The 21374-nt window shown below is 55.9% G+C and carries 17 protein-coding genes; 15 read left to right on the forward strand and 2 right to left on the reverse strand.

What is annotated here, in order from left to right; all coding sequences use genetic code 11:
- The first annotated feature begins 34 nt into the window (after positions 1 to 34).
- From C8P63_RS00475 to glyS, 4 genes are all read left to right on the forward strand, one after another.
- Positions 35 to 172: a YqzL family protein gene (locus tag C8P63_RS00475; protein ID WP_108021367.1), complete on the forward strand. Its 138-nt coding sequence runs from the start codon at positions 35 to 37 to the stop codon at positions 170 to 172.
- A gap of 12 nt (positions 173 to 184) precedes the next feature.
- On the forward strand, positions 185 to 931 hold the full coding sequence (recO, locus tag C8P63_RS00480; RefSeq protein ID WP_108021368.1) for a DNA repair protein RecO: 747 nt from the start codon (positions 185 to 187) through the stop codon (positions 929 to 931).
- 667 nt (positions 932 to 1598) lie between these two features.
- The gene (gene glyQ, locus C8P63_RS00485) at positions 1599 to 2489 is read left to right on the forward strand and encodes a glycine--tRNA ligase subunit alpha (RefSeq protein ID WP_108021369.1); all 891 of its coding nucleotides are present in this window, start codon (positions 1599 to 1601) and stop codon (positions 2487 to 2489) included.
- Positions 2482 to 4572, forward strand: coding sequence for a glycine--tRNA ligase subunit beta (glyS, locus tag C8P63_RS00490; RefSeq protein ID WP_108021370.1), 2091 nt, complete (start codon positions 2482 to 2484; stop codon positions 4570 to 4572). The genes glyQ and glyS overlap by 8 nt, the downstream gene beginning before the upstream one ends.
- A 63-nt stretch (positions 4573 to 4635) precedes the next feature.
- Here glyS and C8P63_RS00495 read toward each other — a convergent pair whose 3' ends face one another.
- The gene (locus C8P63_RS00495; protein ID WP_108021371.1) at positions 4636 to 5544 is read right to left on the reverse strand and encodes an apurinic/apyrimidinic endonuclease family protein; all 909 of its coding nucleotides are present in this window, start codon (positions 5542 to 5544) and stop codon (positions 4636 to 4638) included.
- 178 nt (positions 5545 to 5722) lie between these two features.
- Between C8P63_RS00495 and ccpN the strand changes: the two genes are divergently transcribed.
- The 8 genes from ccpN (at position 5723) to C8P63_RS00535 (ending at position 18314) form a co-directional block, all read left to right on the forward strand.
- Entirely contained in the window at positions 5723 to 6376 is a 654-nt protein-coding gene (ccpN, locus tag C8P63_RS00500) for a transcriptional regulator CcpN (RefSeq protein WP_108021372.1), read from the forward strand.
- Between the two features lie 18 nt (positions 6377 to 6394).
- Positions 6395 to 7219, forward strand: coding sequence for a pyruvate, water dikinase regulatory protein (locus tag C8P63_RS00505; RefSeq protein WP_108021373.1), 825 nt, complete (start codon positions 6395 to 6397; stop codon positions 7217 to 7219).
- Complete coding sequence (gene ppdK, locus C8P63_RS00510; RefSeq protein ID WP_108021374.1) at positions 7216 to 9891, forward strand: pyruvate, phosphate dikinase; 2676 nt, start codon at positions 7216 to 7218, stop codon at positions 9889 to 9891. The genes C8P63_RS00505 and ppdK overlap by 4 nt, the downstream gene beginning before the upstream one ends.
- Positions 9892 to 10263: 372 nt before the next feature.
- Positions 10264 to 12099: a DNA primase gene (gene dnaG / locus C8P63_RS00515; protein WP_245920607.1), complete on the forward strand. Its 1836-nt coding sequence runs from the start codon at positions 10264 to 10266 to the stop codon at positions 12097 to 12099.
- Positions 12100 to 12156: 57 nt separating this feature from the next.
- The gene (gene rpoD / locus C8P63_RS00520; protein WP_425437217.1) at positions 12157 to 13251 is read left to right on the forward strand and encodes an RNA polymerase sigma factor RpoD; all 1095 of its coding nucleotides are present in this window, start codon (positions 12157 to 12159) and stop codon (positions 13249 to 13251) included.
- 477 nt (positions 13252 to 13728) lie between these two features.
- On the forward strand, positions 13729 to 15381 hold the full coding sequence (locus C8P63_RS00525; protein ID WP_108021376.1) for an AMP-binding protein: 1653 nt from the start codon (positions 13729 to 13731) through the stop codon (positions 15379 to 15381).
- Positions 15382 to 15515: 134 nt separating this feature from the next.
- Positions 15516 to 16628 carry a 4-hydroxyphenylpyruvate dioxygenase gene (hppD, locus tag C8P63_RS00530; protein ID WP_108021566.1) on the forward strand — a complete coding sequence of 371 codons (1113 nt, stop codon included), beginning with the start codon at positions 15516 to 15518 and terminating at the stop codon, positions 16626 to 16628.
- A 243-nt stretch (positions 16629 to 16871) separates the two neighbouring features.
- Positions 16872 to 18314 (forward strand): M1 family metallopeptidase, encoded by a 1443-nt coding sequence (locus tag C8P63_RS00535; protein ID WP_108021377.1) that lies wholly within the window; start codon positions 16872 to 16874, stop codon positions 18312 to 18314.
- Between the two features lie 30 nt (positions 18315 to 18344).
- Here the strand turns inward: C8P63_RS00535 and C8P63_RS00540 are convergent, their stop codons facing one another.
- The gene (locus C8P63_RS00540; protein ID WP_108021378.1) at positions 18345 to 18548 is read right to left on the reverse strand and encodes a spore germination protein; all 204 of its coding nucleotides are present in this window, start codon (positions 18546 to 18548) and stop codon (positions 18345 to 18347) included.
- Between the two features lie 208 nt (positions 18549 to 18756).
- Here C8P63_RS00540 and C8P63_RS00545 point away from each other — a divergent pair, with 208 nt between their 5' ends.
- Genes C8P63_RS00545 through C8P63_RS00555 form a run of 3 tightly spaced genes read left to right on the forward strand, consistent with a single transcriptional unit; the run spans position 18757 to position 21367 of the window.
- The gene (locus C8P63_RS00545; protein WP_108021379.1) at positions 18757 to 19536 is read left to right on the forward strand and encodes an endonuclease/exonuclease/phosphatase family protein; all 780 of its coding nucleotides are present in this window, start codon (positions 18757 to 18759) and stop codon (positions 19534 to 19536) included.
- A gap of 14 nt (positions 19537 to 19550) precedes the next feature.
- Positions 19551 to 20282, forward strand: coding sequence for a tRNA (adenine(22)-N(1))-methyltransferase (locus tag C8P63_RS00550; protein ID WP_170109409.1), 732 nt, complete (start codon positions 19551 to 19553; stop codon positions 20280 to 20282).
- Positions 20258 to 21367 carry a Nif3-like dinuclear metal center hexameric protein gene (locus C8P63_RS00555; RefSeq protein ID WP_108021381.1) on the forward strand — a complete coding sequence of 370 codons (1110 nt, stop codon included), beginning with the start codon at positions 20258 to 20260 and terminating at the stop codon, positions 21365 to 21367. The genes C8P63_RS00550 and C8P63_RS00555 overlap by 25 nt, the downstream gene beginning before the upstream one ends.
- Positions 21368 to 21374 lie beyond the last annotated feature (7 nt).

The following is a 21374-nucleotide window of genomic DNA, read 5'->3' on the forward strand; positions in this document are numbered from 1 at the left end:
AAGTATTCATCGCTTGGCGGAGAGGATGAGTCGGTTGCGGAACTTTTCCTGGAACTGTTTTGCGGTAACAGGCAGCATTGATGCTTATCTGTTGTTCAAAGACACGGAAATGCTGAGCGAAGATCGTGAGGAGAAAAACGGTCAGGAGCAGAAAGAGAAAAGCAAGGCGTAAGGGGAATTCGCGATGCTTGAAAAGGTGGAGGGGGTCGTGATCCGGACACGGGATTACGGAGAAAGCAACAAAGTGGTGACCCTGTTCACCCGTGAAAGGGGGAAGATGGCGGCAATGGCCCGGGGGGCCAAGAAGCCGAAAAGCCGGCTGGGCGCAGCCACCCAACCCTTTACTCTGGGGCAGTATCTATGCTTTGCCGGGTCGGGAATGGCGACGCTCTCCCAGGCGGATATTCTTGCGTCCCATTATTCCATCCGGTCCGATCTGACCCTCGCTTCCTACGCAGCCTATCTGGCGGAGTTGCTGGACAAACTGACGGGGGAAAAAGAACCGGCGCCGGAACTGTATGAACTGTTGCTCACCACCTTCCGGATGCTGGAGAAAGGCGTCGATCCGGAAATTCTCTCCCGGATTTTTGAACTGAAGGTGCTGGAAGCGGCGGGTTACCGTCCCCGGTTGGACGGTTGCATTGCCTGCGGCAAGGCGGATCTTCCCGTCCGATTCAGCGTGAGGCAGGGCGGGTTTCTCTGCCGGAAATGCCAGGACCGGGATCCCCGGGCCCTAACTCTTTCTCCCGCGGCTGCCCGAATTCTCAAAACGTTGCAGAGAATCACGCCGGATCGTCTGGGAGATATCCAGGTGAAAGATGAAACCAAAGCGCAACTGGAGCGGGCGGTCCGCTCCTTTGTGGATGAATACGCGGACCTTAAGCTCAAATCCAGGGATTTTCTCGACCGTCTTAAAAGGGACTGGACCTAAAAGCATTGTGATTGATGGTCAGGCTCAGAAGAAGGAAAGCGTTTACCCGAAATAGCGACTTTGCTGTCCTGCCCAGCGGAAAATCAGCCCGCAGGGGCGTTCAGGGGCAAAAACTTCTCTGTGTTGCATCCGAAGGCGTTTTACCCCTGCCCGCAGCAGGATGATTCGGAGCGGACCGTGCAACCATCTCCTGCAGGACAGCATAGCGAGACCGGGGAGCGCAAGCGACCCCGGCGAGACTTGTGCTCTGTGAGTGCATAGCGAGACCGGGGAGACCGGGGAGCGAGCGACCCCGGCGAGACTTGTGCTCTGTGAGCAGCCGGAGCGGCTTGGGTAAATGCTGCCGCTCACTTTTTCACAACCTTCTAATGGGAGAAAATTGACAAGCGGTCCGGTCTTCTGGTATAAATACTCTATCCACAAATGAAAAATGTTGGCGCGATGACGGAAGGGAGTAACCGGTTTCTTTGTGTTCAGCGAGCTGGGGATGGTGAAAGCCCGGTCACAAACCCGGTGAACGGCATCCGGAGCGCATCTGAAATCAAGGGGACCGGCCTTGCCGGTCAAATAGGGTGGAACCGCGGGAAAACCTCCCGTCCCTATGGGGCATCGGCTCCATGTGGGGTGGAAGGTTTTTTATATGCACAGATCTGGAGGTGGGAAAGGGATGAATATTCAGGAGATCATTTTAAAACTGCAGTCTTATTGGAGCACCCAGGGATGCGTTTTGGCACAACCCTATGATGTGGAAAAAGGGGCCGGGACCATGAACCCGATGACATTTCTCAGGTGTCTCGGTCCCGAGCCGTGGAACGTGGCGTATGTCGAACCTTCCCGGCGTCCGGCGGACGGACGGTACGGGGAAAACCCGAACCGGGTGTACCAGCATCATCAGTTCCAAGTGATCATGAAGCCTTCCCCGGACAACATCCAGGAGTTGTATCTGGACAGTCTGAAAGCCCTCGGGATCTCTCCGTTGGAACATGATATCCGGTTTGTCGAGGACAACTGGGAAAACCCGGCGATGGGGGCGGCCGGACTCGGTTGGGAAGTTTGGCTGGATGGAATGGAAGTGACCCAGTTCACCTATTTTCAGCAGATCGGGGGAATGGAAGCGGACCCGGTTTCCGTGGAACTGACGTATGGGTTGGAGCGGCTCGCTTCCTACATTCAGGACAAAGAGAACATTTATGACCTGGAATGGGTGGAGGGGGTTACCTACGGGGACATTTTTAAGCAACCCGAGTATGAACATTCCAAGTACACCTTTGAACTCTCTGAAACGGAGAAGTTAATTCGCTGGTTTGATGATTTCGAAGGAGAGGCGGAACAGGCGCTGGAACAAAACCTGGTGTTTCCCGCTTACGATTACGTTTTGAAGTGTTCCCATACCTTCAACCTGCTTGATGCCCGGGGGGCGATCAGCGTATCCGAACGGACGGGGTACCTGGCCCGGGTCCGGAACCTGGCCCGGCGCACAGCCAAGAGGTATGTGGAGGAACGGGAACGCCTCGGGTTCCCGATGTTGAAACAGGAAGGAGGGGTTCAACATGGCTGAGCGGGATTTGCTGTTGGAAATCGGCGTGGAGGAAATGCCTGCCCGTTTTGTGGAGAGCGGAAGGCAACAGCTGAAAGAGACCTTGGAGAAGTGGTTGAAGAACCACCGGATCGGCCACGGTCCCGCCCGTTCATATGCGACCCCCCGCCGTCTGGCCGTGGTGGTGGAAAAGGTGTCCGAGCGTCAAGAAGATGTGGAAGCAGAGGTTCGCGGACCCGCCAAGAGAATCGCCGTGGCGGAGGATGGAAGCTGGACCAAAGCGGCCCAAGGATTTGCCCGGAAACAGGGCATTTCCGTCGACCAGCTCCGGCTGAAGGACTATAAAGGGGAAGCGTATGTTTTCGCCCGCAAACATGAAGAAGGCCAACCGACGGCCGATCTGCTGAATAAGGGACTGGCGGAGATCCTGGAAGGGTTGCACTTTCCGAAATCGATGCGCTGGGGCCGCCGGCGGACCCGGTTTATCCGTCCCGTCCGCTGGTTGGTCTGCCTCTTCGGGGAAGAAACGGTTCCCGCGAATTGGGCCGGAGTCACCGCCGCCGACCGGACCCGGGGGCACCGCTTCCTCGGAAAGGAGACCGTCATCAAAACCCCTTCCGACTATGTGGAGGTTCTGCGGAAAGAGTGGGTTCTGGCGGATGTGGAAGAACGCCGGAATCGGATTCGGGAGCAATTGTCGGAGATGGAAAAGGAACAAGGATGGAACATTCATGTGGATGAGGAGCTTCTGGATGAAGTCACCCATCTCGTGGAATACCCGACCGCCCTTTACGGAACTTTTGACGAAAGCTATTTGGAGCTTCCGGCGGCCGTGTTGATCACCACCATGCGCGAACATCAGCGTTATTTTCCCGTGGAAAACACAGACGGCGGACTCCTTCCCTATTTCGTCACGGTTCGGAACGGGGACGAACATGCCCTTTCCAACGTAGCCAGGGGAAATGAAAAAGTGCTTTCCGCCCGGTTGGCCGATGCCCGTTTCTTTTACGAAGAGGACTTAAAACTGCCGATCGAAAAGGCGGTGGCCAAACTGGACGACGTGGTTTATTTCGAAGGACTCGGGTCCGTGGGAGATCAAGTCCGGAGAATCCGCCTTCTGGTGGAAGCGCTGGCCGACCGGATCGGGTTGGATGAGAAGGCGCGCGTTTCTCTTTTTCGGGCGTCGGAGATCTGCAAATTCGATCTCTCCACCCACATGGTGGACGAGTTCCCCGAATTAAGCGGAGTGATGGGGAAAGAATATGCGGAAAAGGCGGGAGAGTCTCCTGAAGTGGCCCGGGCCATTCTGGAATATCATTACCCGAGGTTTGCCGGTGACCGACTTCCGGAAGGGACACCGGGGGCAGTGATCAGTCTGGCTGACAAAATGGACACGGTGGTATCCGCTTTTTCCCTTGGAATCCAGCCCACAGGCTCGCAGGATCCATATGGTCTCCGCAGACGGGCTTCCGGAGTGGTGCAGATCCTGGTGGACCGGGGCTGGAGCAACATCACTCTCGGCGAACTGACGGATCTCTGTCTGGAACGACTGAAGTCGGATGGCTGGCTGAAACGGGATGCGACGGAGGTGAAGCGGGAACTTGCCGCCTTTTTCGGACTGCGGCTGAAGGCGGTGCTGCAGGAAGAGGGGATCCGTTATGACCTTATTGACGCCGTTCTTGCGTCCGATACCGGCCTGCCGCGGCTCGTGGTCGAAAAAGCACGGGTTCTTGGGGAAGAAGTGGAAAAAGAGGAATTCAAGAATGTTGCGGAAGGGTTCAGCCGGGCGGCCAATCTGGCAGCCAAGGGAACGCCGGGGGCCGAGGTGAACCGCGACCTGTTGGAAGCTTGGTCGGAACGGGAACTCTATGCGGCGATCAATTCGGCCAGGGACGCCTTTGAAGCAGCCCGTGAAGAACAGGATGCCCGCGGGATGTTTGAGGCGATCGCGAAGCTGGCGCCGGTGATTCACCGGTTCTTTGACGATGTTCTCGTCATGGCTGAGGATGAAGGCACTCGAATGAACCGGCTGGCCCTTTTAGGGGAGATCAAGCGTCTGACCGACGAGTTCGCCGCATTTAACAAAATCGTTATCGCTTCCTGAACATGAACCGTTGTCCTTTGTTAATCAACCGCTCCACCGGAGCGGTTTTTGATTACGGTTTTTTCAGTTCACGAAGGTTTTCATCATCTCCCGCAGGTTTTTTTCGGTGGTGGAAGGGAGAACGACGGGGATTCGGGGGTTCAGGGTTTCGGCAAACTCCAGAAGCTCGGGATAGGCGGTTTCGGGAAACGGGATGTGGAGGCTTTGGGGAGTGTCCCCCCAACTGACCGCGTAGGAGAGGCGAACCATGGCGGTCTGCTCTTTGATCTGTTGGTAGAATTGGGGCCAGTCACGGGTGGCGTTGAGGATTTCTTTCTCCGTCGCCGCCGCAAACAGGCTTCTGGACCGGTGCATGTAGGTGAACACATTGGAAGTGATCCGGGCGTGGGCGGCGTCAAAGCAAATCCGGGTCTCGGTCGCTTCCGTTACGCGAAGCAGGTGCCTGGGTGTCCTCAAGGCCGGGCAGATCCGTCCTTTCCCCGGTTCGAAATAGGCTGGAGCCCCCATCGGGGCGTTTTCCAGGAGCAACCGGATCCCGAGAGGACGGGCGATCGCTTCCAACCGCTTCAGTTGGTCGATGACGGTTTCGACGTACTGGGTTTTATAATCGTGAAGTGCGTTGAAATTGCGGGGGCGTTGATCCAGAAATTCAAACAATTCCCCCAAGGTGACCGCGGAGCCGTGGCAGATAAAATGCCCCGCATCGTCGGGGTAGAGGGAAGCCACCGTATGGAACCAATAAGACCAGGCTTCCTCATTGAAATTTTTCGCTTTCCCCAACGTCAGCTCCCGGGGAGCCCGAAAGGCGATCGGCTTTGTGTCGGTGATCCGGAAGAGGTTCAGAAGTTCCTCGCGGTTATAGCGGGAAGAAGGAAGCTGGATGACGGTTCGTTTGAAGCCCTGATCGGCAACCTGGTGTAACTGGTGCAGTTCCGCCTCGGTTTGCGCGGCCGTCGGATTGGAAAACAGCATCCCTGATTCCTCCAATGAAAAAAATCGATTGCCAGACATTCCACACATTCAGTATACCCGAATGGAAGGGACCCGCGACAAAAGTTGAATGGAAATGGTTGCAGAAAGCCGATTGCCAATATAGTATATACTATATCGGAGTCATGCTCTTTAAGTATGGCATAATAGCCTGGGTCTCATGGGGGGTGCAATTCAAATCGAGCTGACGGAACGCCAGGAAATGATCTTGCGCATCGTAAAAGATGAAGGGCCCATTACCGGGGAGCAAATCGCGGAAAAACTGAACCTGACCCGGGCCACTTTACGTCCGGATCTTGCCATTCTCACCATGTCCGGTTTTTTGGACGCCCGTCCCCGAGTGGGATACTTTTACTCGGGGAAAACAGGGAACCAACTCTTGGGGGAACATATCCGCAAGCTGTCCATCAAGGATTGGAAATCGGTTCCTGTCGTCTGTCAGGAGGAGACTTCCGTTTACGACGCCATTTGTCACATGTTTTTGGAAGACGTGGGAACCCTTTTCGTCGTGAAAGAAGGGGGAATTCTCGTCGGGGTGGTGTCCCGGAAGGACCTCTTGAAAAGTTCCATGGGAAACCAGAACCTCCAATCCATCCCGGTCGGGGTGGTAATGACCCGCATGCCCAACATCGTCACCTGCGACCCGGAAGATTCGCTTTTGGACGCGGCAGCCAAACTGATCCGAAACCAAGTGGACGCCCTGCCGGTGGTCAAGGAGCGGGAGGGAGAAAGCGGTCCGGAGGTGGTCGGGCGGATCACGAAAACAACGATCACCAAAGCATTTGTTGAACTGGGCGAAGGAACGTCCGTTTAAGCCAGGGAGGGAAGAGCCATTAGTGCAACAAACGAACCCGTCATTTTCCTCTTGTCCGATTCGGTGGGAGAAACCGCGGAATTCGTGGTTCGAGCAGCTTCCAGCCAATTTAACGGGGGCGATGCCCACATCCGCCGGATCCCCTATGTGGACGACAGAAAAACCATTCGGGAAACGGTGGAGGCAGCCGCTGAAGTGGGCGGCATGATCGCTTTTACCATGGTGGTGACTGACCTCCGGAAATACCTCAAGGAAGAGGCCGAGCGCCACAACGTGCCTGTGGTTGATATCATGGGACCGATGCTCAAGGGCCTCTCCACCCTTTACGGCCGGAGCCCGAAACGGGAACCGGGGCTGGTTCGAAAATTGGATGAAGATTATTTCCGTAAAGTGGAGGCCATTGAATTTGCGGTCAAATACGACGACGGAAAGGATCCCCGCGGCCTGTTGCGGGCGGATGTGATCCTGATCGGGGTTTCCCGGACTTCTAAAACTCCATTGTCCATGTATCTGGCCCACAAACGGCTGAAAGTGGCCAACGTTCCTCTGGTCCCCGAGGTGGAAGCGCCCGAGGAATTGTTTAGGGTGCCGGCGGAACGCTGCATCGGTCTGACCATCGATCCCGACCAGTTGAATGAGATCCGGCGGGAGCGTCTCAAATCACTGGGTTTGACTTCCCGGGCCAATTACGCCAACATGGAGCGAATTCTACAGGAGCTGGATTATGCCGAACAAGTGATGAAACGCATCGGTTGTCCGATCCTGGATGTGTCCAACAAAGCCGTCGAGGAAACCGCCAATATCATTTTGGAGATGCTCAGAAAAGGAGGCGGCCATGCATGAGCAAAAAGTATGTCATTCCCTTTCATGAAGGCGGTTTGGAACAGAAGCATCTGATGGGGGGAAAGGGTGCCAACCTTGGAGAGATGACGAAAGCCGGCCTTCCGGTTCCTCCGGGATTCACCATCACCACGGCGGCCTGCCTGGAATACTATGATGCCGGACGCATCCTGACCGATGAACGGAAAGAGGAGATCGGTGCCGCTCTTTTCTCACTGGAAAAGCAGACGGAGAAAAAGTTGGGGGATCCCTCCGACCCACTGTTGGTTTCTGTCCGTTCCGGAGCCGTGATCTCGATGCCGGGCATGATGGACACCGTTCTCAATCTGGGTTTGAACGACGAAACGGTCCAGGGACTGGAAAGGCTGACAGAGAATCCGAGGTTCGCTTATGACTGCTACCGGCGTTTCATCCAAATGTTCGGGGATGTGGTGTTGGGCATTCCCCACTGCCGTTTTGAGCGGGTGCTCCAGAGGAAGAAAGAAGAACAAGGCGTCTCCACGGACACGGAACTGACCGCGGATGACTGGAAATCGGTGATCGAGCGGTTCAAGGGAATCGTCAAAGAGGAGACCGGAAACGAGTTTCCCCAAGATCCGGCCGAACAGCTCAACCGCGCCATCATCGCAGTGTTTGATTCCTGGAACAACCAGCGGGCACGCATCTATCGGCGGATTCACAAGATCAGCGACGATCTGGGTACGGCGGTCAACGTCCAGATGATGGTTTTCGGCAACATGGGAGACGATTCCGGAACCGGCGTCGCCTTCACCCGAAACCCTTCCACGGGGGAAAAGGCCCTTTACGGGGAGTATCTGATCAACGCCCAGGGGGAAGATGTGGTGGCGGGGATCCGGACGCCGCAACCCATTTCCTCGCTGTCCGAACGCATGCCGGCGATTTACGAGGAATTCCGGAAAATCGGCAACCGGTTGGAAGCCCATTACCGGGACATGCAGGACATTGAGTTCACCATTGAGCGTGGGAAGCTGTACATGCTGCAAACCCGGAACGGCAAGCGAACCGCTCACGCGGCCGTGAAGATTGCCACCGACCTGGTGAAAGAAGGGGTGATCGACAAGCGGACGGCTCTGACGCGGGTGGACCCGGAACAGCTGGATCAGATTCTGCATCGCCGGATCGATCCGAAGGCCGAATTGGACGTGTTGACCAAAGGCCTTCCCGCCTCTCCCGGTGCTGCATCCGGCAAAGTGGTCTTTGATGCCGACATCGCGGAAAGGTGGTCTCAGGACGGAAAAAAAGTGATCCTGGTCCGGCCCGAGACGACACCGGAAGATATTCACGGCATCGTCGCTTCGGAAGGGGTTCTTACCAGCCGCGGCGGAATGACCAGCCACGCGGCCGTGGTGGCGCGGGGAATGGGCAAACCCTGCATCTGCGGTTGTGAAGAAGCGAAAATCGATCTTAAGAGCAAAGAATTGCGGGTGAAGGGGATGGTGGTTCGGGAGGGGGACGAGCTCTCCATCGACGGAGGCACCGGCCGAGTGATCCGTGGACAGGTGCCGTTGATCGACCCTGAGCTGTCGGACGAATTTCAACAGATTCTCGCCTGGGCTGATGAATTCCGCCGCCTGAAGGTCCGGACAAACGCGGACAATCCTGAAGATTCCGCCAAAGCCCGGGAATTCGGAGCAGAGGGGGTCGGCCTCTGCCGGACGGAGCACATGTTTATGGAAGCCGACCGGGTGCCCCTCGTCCGCGATATGATTCTGGCTGAAACGGCGGAAGAACGGCAGGCGGCCCTGGACAAACTTCTTCCGTTGCAGCAGAAAGATTTTAAAGGTATTTTTGAGGCGATGAGCGGGCTTCCGGTCACCATTCGCCTGCTGGACCCCCCGCTTCATGAATTCCTTCCCAACCAGGAGGAGATTCTCACGGAAGTGGTGAAGCTGCAGATGACGGAGGGGGCCGACCCCGTGGAAGTGAAAAAGAAAGAGGAACTGCTCCGCAAAGTGCGCGGGTTGCATGAGTTCAACCCCATGCTGGGTCATCGGGGCTGCCGCCTCGGCCTGATCCACCCGGAAATCTATGCGATGCAGGTGGAAGCGATCTTCCTGGCCGCCGCAGAAGTGATTCAAGAAGGGGCGACGGTCCGACCCGAGATTATGATTCCTCTGGTCGGTCACGTGAACGAGCTCAGGGAGATGCGTAAACTGGTGGAAGAAATGGCCACTCAGGTGGAAAGCCGGACGGGGCAACCGATCCCCTACACCGTCGGCACCATGATCGAAGTGCCCCGGGCGGCCCTGACCGCGGCTGAAATTGCCGAGGAAGCCGATTTCTTCTCCTTCGGCACCAACGACCTGACCCAAACCACTTTCGGATACAGCCGGGACGATGCGGAAGGAAAATTTCTGCACGAATATATCCATCATAAAATCCTCCCTGATAATCCGTTCATGACCCTGGATACGGATGGAGTGGGGCGTCTGGTCTCCATCGGTGTGAAGGAAGGCCGCCGAACCAAGCCGGCTCTGAAAACGGGGATCTGCGGGGAACACGGCGGGGAGAAACAATCGATCCTCTTTTGTCACCGGGCGGGACTGGATTATGTCAGCTGTTCCCCCTTCCGGGTTCCTCTTGCCCGGCTGGCGGCGGCTCAGGCGGCCCTCATCGACATCGGCGAACCGGAACCGATCGGAAAAACCTCATAAACCCCAAAGACACCCGGGAATGCTCCCGGGTGTTTCTCTATTTCACGGAATGGAGAACCACTTTTTAATAATGTCAAGGTATGGAAGGATTTTTTTTGAAACACGGCGTATAATACAGTAGGAAACCGTTGTTTCTCCCCCGTTTTTTCGACAAATGTTTGAAAAATGGTAACCGCTTAGATGGTGGAAGGATTCCCTGTCATGTTGTAGAATTATATGATATGCAGTCGGTATCGGATCCGTTCCCCACCCATTTGCCAAGTTTTCTCTGTTCGATTTTTGAAGGGTTATGACGAATTTTGGCGAATACGTTTTTGTTGGATGCCGAAAACCGAAGGATATACTTACTCATGGCTGGGAGGCGGTGATTTCATGCGGGGTCGCATCCCTGACGAAGTCATCGACCGGGTCCGGGAGCATTTCGACATCGTCGATGTGGTGGGCCAATCCGTCCGCCTGAAAAGAAGCGGGCGAAACTTTTTTGGTCTTTGTCCGTTTCATTCTGAGAGGACCCCTTCCTTTTCCGTATCCCCGGAAAAACAGATTTACTATTGTTTCGGCTGCGGTGCCGGCGGAGACGTGTTCAAGTTCCTGATGGAAACCGAGCAGCTGAGTTTTGTGGAGGCGGTTGTCCAATTGGCCGAAGAAGCGGGGGTTGAGGTGCCTGGCCAGGAAGAGGATGTCCACGACCCCGAAGAGGCACGGAAACGAAAGCTCCGGGAGGTGACGGACCTGGCGGCCCGCGTGTATCATCATCTGCTGATGGAAACCGAGCACGGGGAGGCGGCCAGGCGTTACCTGAAGGAGCGGGGGATTACCCCGGAAACCATGGTCGAATTCCAATTGGGCTACGCTCCCGATTCGTACCATTTCCTTCGATCTTTCTTAAAACGCCGGAATTACGATGAAGTGCTGGCCGAAGAGGCAGGGCTGCTGGCCCGGAGGGAGTCCGGCCGGGGGTCGGGATCCCGGTTTGACCGATTCCGCAACCGTGTGATCTTTCCGATCCATGATACCCAGGGGAGGGTGATCGGCTTCGGCGGACGGTTGCTGGGGGAGGGCCAGCCCAAATACCTGAACAGCCCGGAGACCGCTCTCTTTCACAAAGGCAAATTTCTTTTCAACCTTCACCGTGCCAGGAAAGCGATTCGCTCCGCGGATCAGGCCGTTCTGTTCGAGGGTTACATGGACGTGATCTCCGCTTGGCAGGCGGGGATCAAAAACGGTCTGGCGAATCTGGGCACCTCGTTGACAGAGGCTCAGGCACGGGTGATCCGCCGAAACGCCGAAACCGCCGTTCTCTGTTACGATTCGGACCCGGCGGGCCAAAACGCGGCAGAACGCGCCATGGAAATGATCCGGGAGCAGGGATGTGTCGTCAAGGTGGCACAGATGCCGCCGGGGATGGATCCCGACGATTACATCCGGCAGCGGGGCGGTCCGGCTTTTTCGGGGGAGGTGATCGCACAGGCGCTTCCTTATGTGTCTTTTAAGCTGGAAGTTCTCAAGGAAGGCTTCGATCTGAAAGACGAGGAAGGGCGGATGCGATACCTGACCCGGGCCGTCGAAGTGATCGCCGGACTGCCCCGTGCCATCGAGCGGGACCATTACCTTCGCCGGCTGGCCGAAGAGTTCCATTTGTCCCTGGACGCACTCAAACAGGAACACCGGCGCATCGCGTCGAAGAAGAAGAAAGAAACCGACGGGGATAAAGGAATGGGGAAGTGGAATAATGGATATCATGGCGGCAAACACATGGTCGGTCGACAGCGCCGCCCCCTGGCGCATGAAGAGGCGGAGAAACGTCTTTTGGTTGCGATGATGCACGATCGGCAGGTGGCCGAACGGGTCAGGGAAACCGTGGGGGCCGGATTCAACGTTGAAATATACGGTGCCTTGGCCGCCTACCTCTATGCTTATTACGCCGAAGGCCATCCCGCTGATCCCGGGCGTTTCATCCGCTGTCTGAAGGATGACCGCCTCTTGGAAGAAGCCAGCGGCCTGGTCATACTGGATGCGCCGGCGGAAGTGACGGAAGAGGAAGTCGCCGATTACATTCGACATATCCTTAATTATCCTCTTTTTAAAGAAATCGAGTTAAAGAAAGAACAAGTCCGACAGGCAGAGCGTGCCGGTGACATTGCCAAAGCCGCCCGTTTGGGGATTGAACTGATGCGACTGAGGGAACAGGTTCAAAAAGAGGCTTGATGCAATGGAGCTATGGAAGGAGGGAATCCCAAGTTGGCAAACGAGCAGAACGTGGACATGGAACAAGAGCTCACATTGGAGCAAGTGAAAGAACAATTAACGGACCTCGGGAAAAAACGCGGGGTCCTCACCTATAAAGAGATCATGGAAAAAATGTCCGCTTTTGACCAAGAACCCCAACAAGTGGATGAATTTTTTGAGAGCCTGAGTGAACAGGGAATCGAAGTGATCAATGAAGACGATGAAAACATGGTCTTCGCCCAGAATGGAGAACCGGATGAAGAAGAGCTTTTGGAAGATGACCTGAGCGTTCCGCCGGGTGTAAAAATCAACGATCCGGTCCGGATGTATCTTAAGGAGATCGGACGGGTTCCGCTCTTGTCCGCCGAAGAAGAGGTGGAGTTGGCCAAGCGGATCGAAGAGGGAGATGAAGAGGCCAAACGCCGCCTCGCCGAAGCCAACCTCCGCCTGGTGGTCAGCATCGCCAAAAGGTATGTGGGTCGGGGAATGCTGTTTCTCGACCTGATCCAGGAAGGAAACATGGGGCTGATCAAAGCGGTGGAGAAGTTTGACTACCGCAAAGGATATAAGTTCAGCACCTATGCCACTTGGTGGATCCGGCAGGCGATCACCCGCGCCATCGCCGACCAGGCGCGTACCATTCGGATTCCGGTGCACATGGTGGAGACGATCAACAAACTGATCCGTGTCTCCCGCCAGCTTCTCCAGGAGTTGGGACGGGAACCCACGCCGGAAGAGATCGCCCAGGAGATGGACCTCAGTCCCGACAAAGTAAGGGAAATCATGAAAATCGCGCAGGAGCCCGTCTCTCTCGAAACTCCCATCGGAGAGGAAGACGACTCCCATCTGGGGGACTTCATTCCGGATGACGATGCCCAGGCCCCGGCGGATGCCGCGGCTTACGAACTGTTGAAGGAACAGCTGAAGGATGTGCTGGACACTCTTTCCGACAGGGAAGAAAACGTACTGCGCCTCCGCTTCGGGCTGGATGACGGCCGGACCCGCACCCTGGAGGAAGTGGGCAAAGTATTCGGGGTTACCCGGGAACGAATCCGGCAAATCGAAGCGAAGGCTTTACGGAAGTTGCGTCATCCCAGCCGGAGCAAGCGGCTGAAAGACTTCCTCGAATAAAGAAAATCCCTCGCTGGAAAAGCACTCATTGACGGGTGCTTTTTATTTTTTGCCACTTTTTCTGGTTCAATTTTATCCCTTTTCCGAACCCAATGCAAACCCGGGGATCCCACAGGAATCCGTAAAAACGCCTGCTTTCTAAAAATTCTTGAAGGATTCCTCTTCTTGTTCCTATAATAATGATTGAAAGCGTTCTCATCAAGAGCTGCAGGCGTGAAGATGCTGATTACCCGGGAAATCGCTGCGACCGAAATGGGGAGGAGGGCGGTCTTTATTAACAGAATAATACAATAAACGGCAGGCGATCCCGACTCCGGGGCGGCAGAATGTGCAAAGAGTGCAACCGGAGCGGCTTCGGTTAAATGCCGCCGGCTCACTTTTTCACAAGCTTTCAGGTATTGGAAGGGGATCGTGTTTAACCACCACCTCGACGAGATGGCGAATCTGCAGGCCTGTCAAAGAAGAGGAGGCATCGTGATGGCTGAACAACTCCACACCACGGTGGGCGGTTTGCTGGATGAAGTGGTGTCCGCACAAGGGGAGCGGGAAGGCGTCGTCTATCCCGAAAAAAACCTGCGGTGGACCTACCGGGATTTCAGGGACCAATGCAACCGGGTCGCCAAGGGTCTGATGAAACTGGGTCTGAAGAAAGGAGATCATCTCGCGGTTTGGGCCACCAATTACCCCGAATGGTTGGTCACCCAATTTGCCACAGGGAAAATGGGAGCCGTGTTGGTGACGGTGAACACCAATTACCGGACCCGGGAGCTGGAGTATCTTCTGCAGCAGTCCGATACGGAAACGCTGATCCTGATGGAAGCGTTCCGTGATGCCAACTATGTGGATATGTTGTACGAGATCTGTCCGGAACTCCATGAGTGTGCACCGGGACAACTTCGCTCCGCCCGCCTTCCCCGACTCAAAAACGTCATTCTTCTGGGGGAAGAGCGAAGGCCGGGGATGTTTCTCTGGTCGGACCTCCTGCAGATGGGGGATTTTGTGGATGATCGGAAGCTGATGGAACGTTCCCAATCCCTCCATCCTGATGATGTGATTAATATGCAGTACACTTCCGGGACAACGGGTTTTCCCAAGGGCGTGATGCTCACCCACAATAACATTGTCAACAACGCCAAAAACATTGCGGAATGCATGAAATTGACCCCGGATGACCGGATGTGCATTCCGGTACCTTTTTTTCACTGTTTCGGCTGCGTATTGGGCACCCTGGCCTGTGTTACGGCCGGTTCCACCATGGTGCCGGTGATTGAGTTCGATCCGTTGACGGTTCTCCGGACGGTGGAAAAGGAACGGTGCACGGCCTTGCACGGGGTGCCGACGATGTTTATCGCCGAGCTGAACCATCCCGAATTTGACCGGTTTGATCTAACTTCGCTGCGGACGGGGATCATGGCCGGCTCGAACTGTCCGATGGAAGTGATGAAACGGGTGATGAATGTGATGGGGGCGGAAGAGATTACCATTGCGTACGGGCAGACGGAATCCTCTCCCGTCATCACCCAGACGCGGACCGATGATCCGATTGAACGGCGGGTGGCCACCGTCGGCAAAAAACTTCCCAACGTGGAAGTGAAAGTGGTGGACCCGGCCACCGGAAAAGAAGTTCCCCCCGGAGAGCAAGGGGAGCTTCTCACCCGGGGGTATCACGTGATGAAGGGATATTACCGGATGCCTGAGGAAACCCGGCAGGCCATTAACGATGACGGCTGGCTCCATACGGGGGATTTGGCGACCATGGATGAAGCAGGATACATCCGGATCACGGGCCGGCTGAAAGATATGATCATCCGGGGAGGGGAAAACATTTATCCCCGGGAAATCGAAGAATTTCTCTACACTCATCCCAAGATTCTGGATGTACAAGTGGTCGGGGTTCCAGACGAGAAATACGGGGAGCAGGTGATGGCCTTTGTCCGGGTGAAAGAGGGGGAGACGCTCGCTCTGGAAGAACTCCGGGAGTTCTGCGACGGAAAGATCGCCCGCTACAAAATCCCCCGCTACATGAAAGTCGTGGAGAGTTACCCCATGACCGCCAGTGGGAAAATCCAGAAATTCCGGCTCCGGGAACAGGGAGTCCGGGAGTTGGGTCTTGAAGTGAAAAGCAATTGAATGAAGCCCCTTTTCGGGGGCTTTTTTCTGGATAAAGCGTTAACGCGCTTCTTCACATGCTTGCAGAGTCGAAGTCCGATCGGTACGCTGAAGATATAGAACTTTCGGAGGAGGGGGAAATGTCGTTGGCTGAAATGAAAGCGCAACCAACCGGGCAGGAAGTGGAAGACTTTCTTCCGATTCTGGACGTGGATTACCTGGAGTTTTACACCGGCAATGCCAAGCAAGCCGCCCATTATTTCTGCAATACATTCGGGTTCCATCCCGTCGCTTACAAGGGGCTGGAGACCCGTAGCCGGAATACGGTCTCCTATGTGCTGGAACAAGGGGACATCCGGTTTGTGGTCAGTGGAGGATTTTCCCCGGATCATCCCATCGCCGGATTCGTCAAACTTCACGGGGACGGGGTGAAGGACATTGCCCTCCAGGTGGACGACGTGGAATCGGCTTACCGGGAGGCCGTCTCCCGCGGCGGAATCTCCGTCAAAGAGCCCTGGGAGGAAAAAGATGAACACGGCGTCATCAAAAAAGCCGTGATCGGCACTTACGGAGACACCGTCCACACCCTGGTGGAGCGGAAGAATTATCACGGAGTGTTTGCTCCCGGTTTTGTGGAAGCGGATTTCTTCATTCCCTTCGAGGATGCCGGGCTGCTTGGATTCGACCATGTCGTCGGCAATGTGGAACAAATGGAAGAGTGGGTTTCCTATTACGAGAAAGTGATGGGTTTTAAAGAACTCCGTCATTTCCGGGATGAGGACATCAGCACCGAATACTCCGCCCTGATGTCCAAAGTGATGCAGAACGGAACCGGACGCATCAAATTCCCGATCAACGAACCGGCGGAAGGGAAACGGAAATCCCAGATCCAGGAGTATCTGGAGTACTACAAAGGCCCCGGTGTGCAGCACGTGGCCCTCTTCACCCAAGACATCATCCAAACGGTGAAGGTTTTGAAAGAAAAAGGGGTGGAGTTTCTTTCCACGCCGGACAGCTATTATGAGGAGTTGCCCAGCCGTGTGGGTGAAATGGACGAGGCGGTGGCCGATCTCAGGAAGTACGGCATCTTGGTGGATCGGGACGATGAAGGTTACCTGTTGCAGATTTTCACGCGTCCGATCGTGGACCGGCCGACCCTCTTCTTTGAAATCATCCAGCGCAAAGGGGCGCGCGGTTTCGGGGAAGGGAACTTCAAAGCTTTGTTTGAAGCGATCGAACGGGAGCAGGAACGGCGGGGCAATCTCTAAAAGCGTTTGTGATTGAATGTTCGTTTCGAGAAAAGGGGGAGCGTTTACCCAAAATAGCGGGACAGTGCCTGCATCTCTGCAGGACAGGAACCGGAGCGGCTTTGGGTAAATGCTGCCCGCTCACCTTTTCACAACGCTTCTAATACCGTCTGAAAGCCATCGACGCGGATCCGTCATAAAAACAACCCGGATGGAGACTCTAGAAAGGGAAAGGATTTCCATCAGAAATGGGGGAGTGGACGGATGAAGCGTCGCTTGTTTTTTGCGGTCACCTTTATGCTGGCTTTGGCTATGCTGCTGGAGTCAACGTGTGTCGCTGCGGAAAGGGGCGTACCGGATTTGCGGGAACGTCCCTATTATTCCATCCAGGCGAAGTACAATGATGCCGCGTCCAAAGTGACGGGTCATTTTTCGGTCAAGGTGCCTGTGAGGGGAGAAGCGTTGACCGAACTTTACTTTCATCTCTATCCCAATGCTTTCGATGATTGGAAATGGGGTGCGGAATCCCGCCCGGAAGAGCCGGGTTATCTGAAAGTGCGGGACGTGAAAGTGGACGGGGTGAAAGCCCGGCACAAGAACAAGGGCACTCTTCTGAACGTGCAGTTGCCCACTCCGGTCCGACCCGGAGAAACCACCCAAGTCGAGATGGATTATGTATTGAAAATCCCCAAAGGCGGGATGCGGCTCAACCGATTCAAAAACACTGCGTTTCTGGCCCAGTGGTACCCGATGCTGGCGGTCAAGGACAGGGAGGGGTGGCATATCGATCCCTACACCTCCACCGGAGACCCTTTTTACAGCCGCATGTCCGATTTCGAGGTGACCTTCGACATTCCGGAAGGGTATCAGTTAATCACCACCGCTCAAGATTTCCCCGACCCGGTTTCCTCCTCCGTGACCCTCCGTCAAGCCAACGTCCGGGACTTCGCCGCGGTGATCACCAAAGATTACGAACCGGTCCGGGGGAAAGCGGGGAAGACCAAGGTCAACCTCTGGTATCAGAAGGGCATGGAAGATGTGGCTCAGGAACTCCACGACGCCGCCATCGCCGGGATGGAGTTCTTCGGAAAGTACTTTGGCCCCTATCCCTACAAAGAAGTGGATGTGGTGCTGGGGGAAACGGGGTACGGCATCGCTGGCATGGAGTATCCCGGATTGGTCACCTCCCTCGATAAAATCACCACCCGCAAAGGGGAACGGCCGGCTGTCAATGTGGTAGCCCACGAGCTGGCCCATCAGTGGTGGTACGGTGTGGTCGGAAACAACCAGGTGAAAGAGCCGTGGTTGGACGAGGGGCTCACCACTTTCTCCGAATTCCTGTTCATGGAAGAGAAGATGGGAGAAGATGAACGGGACCTTTTGGTCAAAGCGGCGGAACGAACCGACGAAATCAACCGGGAAAAAGGGATCACCTCCGTGGAATCTCTCTATCAGTATTCCGACCCCATCTACGGATTGATGGTCTACACCCGGCCGGCCGCCATGATGTGGAAGCTGGTGGATAAACTGGGGAAAGACAAGGTGCTGGAAATCATGAGCACCTATTACGACCGTTACCGTTTTCAGACGGCCACCACCCGGGACTTTATCCGGGTGGCCAGCGAAGTGGCGGGTCAAGATCTCGAACCTTTTTTTGACCGATGGCTCTACTTCAAGAAGGACCGGGCACCGGAAAAGAAGAAATGAAAAGGGACCGGCTGCACCGGTCCTTTTTTCTTAAACCTGGTCCACCAGGTCGGGATCGATCAACTGGTTGCCCCCGCCCTGCACGTTTGTCGCGAAATCGCCGATCGGAACGGATCCCGCCATATCGATCACGTTGAAGGACTTTCCCACGTTGACACAATCACCGATGTTAATGTTTCCGGCTTGGGAAACCTTCAAAAGTTTGGCGTTGAAGATTTGATTGGAAACACCCATGGGGTGATTTCCTCCTCTTTTTTATCCACGATATGCGGAGGGCGCCCAAAGGTGCCGGTGCAGCAATTTCGGGAAACGGGGGTATAATGTTCGTTTGGGAAAAGGGGAAGCGTTAGGACAGCAGCCGGAGCGGCTTTGGGTAAATGCTGCCGCTCACTTTTTCAACGCTTATAGGGGTGATGGGGGCAGGAAAGGGAGGGGGTCAGGCATGAAAGTGATGACTTACAACATTCGTCATGGTCTGGGTGGGGACCTCAGGGTGGACCTGGAACGAATTGCTTGCGTCATCGAGGGGGAAAACCCCGATTTGGTGGGGTTGAATGAAGTGGATGTCTGCTTTCACAAAAGGAGCGGTTATGAGAACCAGTTATCCCGGCTGGCGGAGCGGTTGGGTATGGAAGCCGTTTTTGGCCCCGCGATTGAAAAGCCGGCCCGTGAGGGGGCGGCAGGCTACGGGAACGGCCTTCTGTTAAAGGGAGAGGTGTGCGATTTCCGGAACATCCGGTTTACCCAGCGGGGAGAAGAGCCCCGGTCTCTTTTGGTGGCGGATGTGATCCCGGCCGGATCGCCTTCGAAAATCCGGATGTTGGTGACCCACATGGGACTGACCCCGTGGATGCGGCGGCAACAGGGAACGATTCTGTTGGAACAGTTGGAGGAAACGGATTTGCCGGCGGTGGCTGCGGGAGATTGGAACGTCACCCCGGGCCGGTCCGCCGTCACCCGCTTGGCGCCCGCCCTCCGGGATGTTTTGGCGGTATGCGAAATCGATTCCGCCACCTTTCCCTGCCGCTTTCCACGCATAAGGCTCGACTACATCTTCTGCACCTCCCATTTCCGTCCCGTAAAAGCCGCGGTGGTGGCCACCCCGGGCTGTCCATCCGATCATCTTCCCGTTGTGTGCGAATTGGAATGGACGGATCCAAAAGGCAGGCCCCCTGTCAACCCTCCCGTCATCCGTTATAATAAAAAGGACAGGGACAGTTGAAAGGGGGGAGAAGGGTGGAAAATAGGGTGTCCGCCAGGATATCGGCGCTGGCCGACCGGATTCTTCCCGGGCGCACGGTGGCTGATATCGGTTCCGACCACGCGCAGCTCCTGGTGACCCTTGCGGAACGGGGAGCCCTGAAAAAGGGAATCGCGGGGGAACTTAACCGGGGACCTTACCAAAACGCAGCCGACCGCATCCGGGAGGCAGGATGGACGGAATCGATCGAGGTCCGTCAGGGAGACGGTCTGGAGGTGCTCCAACCGGGGGAAGCGGAAGTGATCGTGTTGGCGGGGATGGGAGGTGTCCTGATCACCTCGATCCTCTCCCGGGGGAAAGAAAAACTGTCCGGAACGGAGCAGTTGGTACTGCAACCCAACAACAACGGGGACCGGGTCCGGAAATGGCTGAAAGATCACGGGTGGGAAATTGTCGAAGAGGAGCTGCTCAAGGAGGGCGGTATCCTGTATGAGATCATTTCCGCCCGGCGGGGGGAGTCGGAACGCCCCTACAAGAACCTTCCCCTCCGGCCGGAGTTGCTGTTTCGGTTGGGACCCCTGCTCTGCCGCGACCGGCACCCCCTTCTGAGGGAAAGAGTAAGGGAAGAAGCGGCCGCTCTGAAACGAATCCTGAACAGCCTCCGCTCGGCCCGCACTCCCGAAGCGAAGGAGAAACAAGCCGAGGTGGCGGCCCGACTGGAAACATGGAAGGAGGCAGAATTATGGCTGTCACGGGAAACGAGCTGATCCAGGTGATGGAAACCTGGGCCCCTCAGTCCCTCGCCGTGGAGAACGACCGGATCGGACTGCAGGTGGGCACACGTGACTCGGAAGTGAGAGGGATCGTTCTCACACTGGATGTCACGGAAAAGGTGGTGGACGAGGCGATTCAACGGGGAGCCAACTGGATCGTCGCGCATCATGCGTTGATCTTCCGGCCGCTGAAGGACCTCAGGACCGACACACCGGCCGGCCGCATTTACGCCAAGCTTTTGAAGCACGATATCAACGTCTATATCGCCCATACCAACCTCGACGCCGCGTGGGACGGGGTCAACGATGTGCTTTGTGAGAAACTGGGTGTGAAGAATACCGGAGTGATGATCCCGACACACACCCGGAAACTGAAAAAATTGGTGATCTTTATTCCCAAAGACCACCATGAAGAAGTGCTCCGGGCCGTCGCCCGCGCCGGTGCCGGCTGGATCGGGAACTACAGTCACTGCACCTTCAACCTGGACGGAACGGGCACGTTCCGTCCCGAAGAAGGAACCAATCCGTATATCGGTAAGCAGGGCGAGTTGGAAAAGGTGGAGGAAATCCGTCTGGAAACCGTGATCACCGAAGACATCCAGAATACCGTCGTGGAAGCGATGTTCCAGGCTCATCCTTATGAAGAACCGGCTTACGACATCTATCCCCTGGATCTCCCCGGCAAAGCGGACGGAATCGGGCGTGTGGGAGAACTCCCTCAAGCGATGAAATTGAAAGAACTGGCTCGTCTATTGAAGGAAGCCTACCGAATTCCCGGACTTCGGATGGTGGGAGACGGGGAGCGGAAAGTGAGCCGGGTCGCCGTTCTCGGCGGATCCGGGGGCCGGTATTACCCCGAAGCTCTGAAACAGGGAGCCGATGTTTACATCACCGGGGATCTGGATCACCACACCGCCCTGGATGCCTGGGCCGATGGGCTGACGCTGTTGGATCCGGGACATCATGTGGAGCATCTTGTGCTGGAACGGATCGCCCAAAAGCTGCAGGAAGACAGCACCCTGAAAGAAGTCCCGGTTCAGGTGACCGAAGTGGATACCAATCCCTTCCAATTTATCTAGAGTTACC

Origin of the sequence: Melghirimyces profundicolus, from assembly GCF_003054245.1 — a bacterium.
In the GTDB taxonomy this organism is placed as follows: domain Bacteria; phylum Bacillota; class Bacilli; order Thermoactinomycetales; family DSM-45169; genus Melghirimyces; species Melghirimyces profundicolus.

Bases quoted from the DNA above. Each gene is read 5' to 3' on its own strand.
- C8P63_RS00525 (WP_108021376.1), top strand. From the start codon at position 13,729: ATGGCTGAACAACTCCACACCACGGTGGGCGGTTTGCTGGATGAAGTG.
- ccpN (WP_108021372.1), top strand. From the start codon at position 5,723: ATGGGGGGTGCAATTCAAATCGAGCTGACGGAACGCCAGGAAATGATC.
- C8P63_RS00545 (WP_108021379.1), top strand. From the start codon at position 18,757: ATGAAAGTGATGACTTACAACATTCGTCATGGTCTGGGTGGGGACCTC.
- recO (WP_108021368.1), top strand. From the start codon at position 185: ATGCTTGAAAAGGTGGAGGGGGTCGTGATCCGGACACGGGATTACGGA.
- C8P63_RS00535 (WP_108021377.1), top strand. From the start codon at position 16,872: ATGAAGCGTCGCTTGTTTTTTGCGGTCACCTTTATGCTGGCTTTGGCT.
- rpoD (WP_425437217.1), top strand. From the start codon at position 12,157: ATGGAACAAGAGCTCACATTGGAGCAAGTGAAAGAACAATTAACGGAC.
- dnaG (WP_245920607.1), top strand. From the start codon at position 10,264: ATGCGGGGTCGCATCCCTGACGAAGTCATCGACCGGGTCCGGGAGCAT.
- hppD (WP_108021566.1), top strand. From the start codon at position 15,516: ATGAAAGCGCAACCAACCGGGCAGGAAGTGGAAGACTTTCTTCCGATT.
- glyS (WP_108021370.1), top strand. From the start codon at position 2,482: ATGGCTGAGCGGGATTTGCTGTTGGAAATCGGCGTGGAGGAAATGCCT.
- glyQ (WP_108021369.1), top strand. From the start codon at position 1,599: ATGAATATTCAGGAGATCATTTTAAAACTGCAGTCTTATTGGAGCACC.
- ppdK (WP_108021374.1), top strand. From the start codon at position 7,216: ATGAGCAAAAAGTATGTCATTCCCTTTCATGAAGGCGGTTTGGAACAG.
- C8P63_RS00555 (WP_108021381.1), top strand. From the start codon at position 20,258: ATGGCTGTCACGGGAAACGAGCTGATCCAGGTGATGGAAACCTGGGCC.
- C8P63_RS00540 (WP_108021378.1), bottom strand. From the start codon at position 18,548: ATGGGTGTTTCCAATCAAATCTTCAACGCCAAACTTTTGAAGGTTTCC.
- C8P63_RS00495 (WP_108021371.1), bottom strand. From the start codon at position 5,544: ATGCTGTTTTCCAATCCGACGGCCGCGCAAACCGAGGCGGAACTGCAC.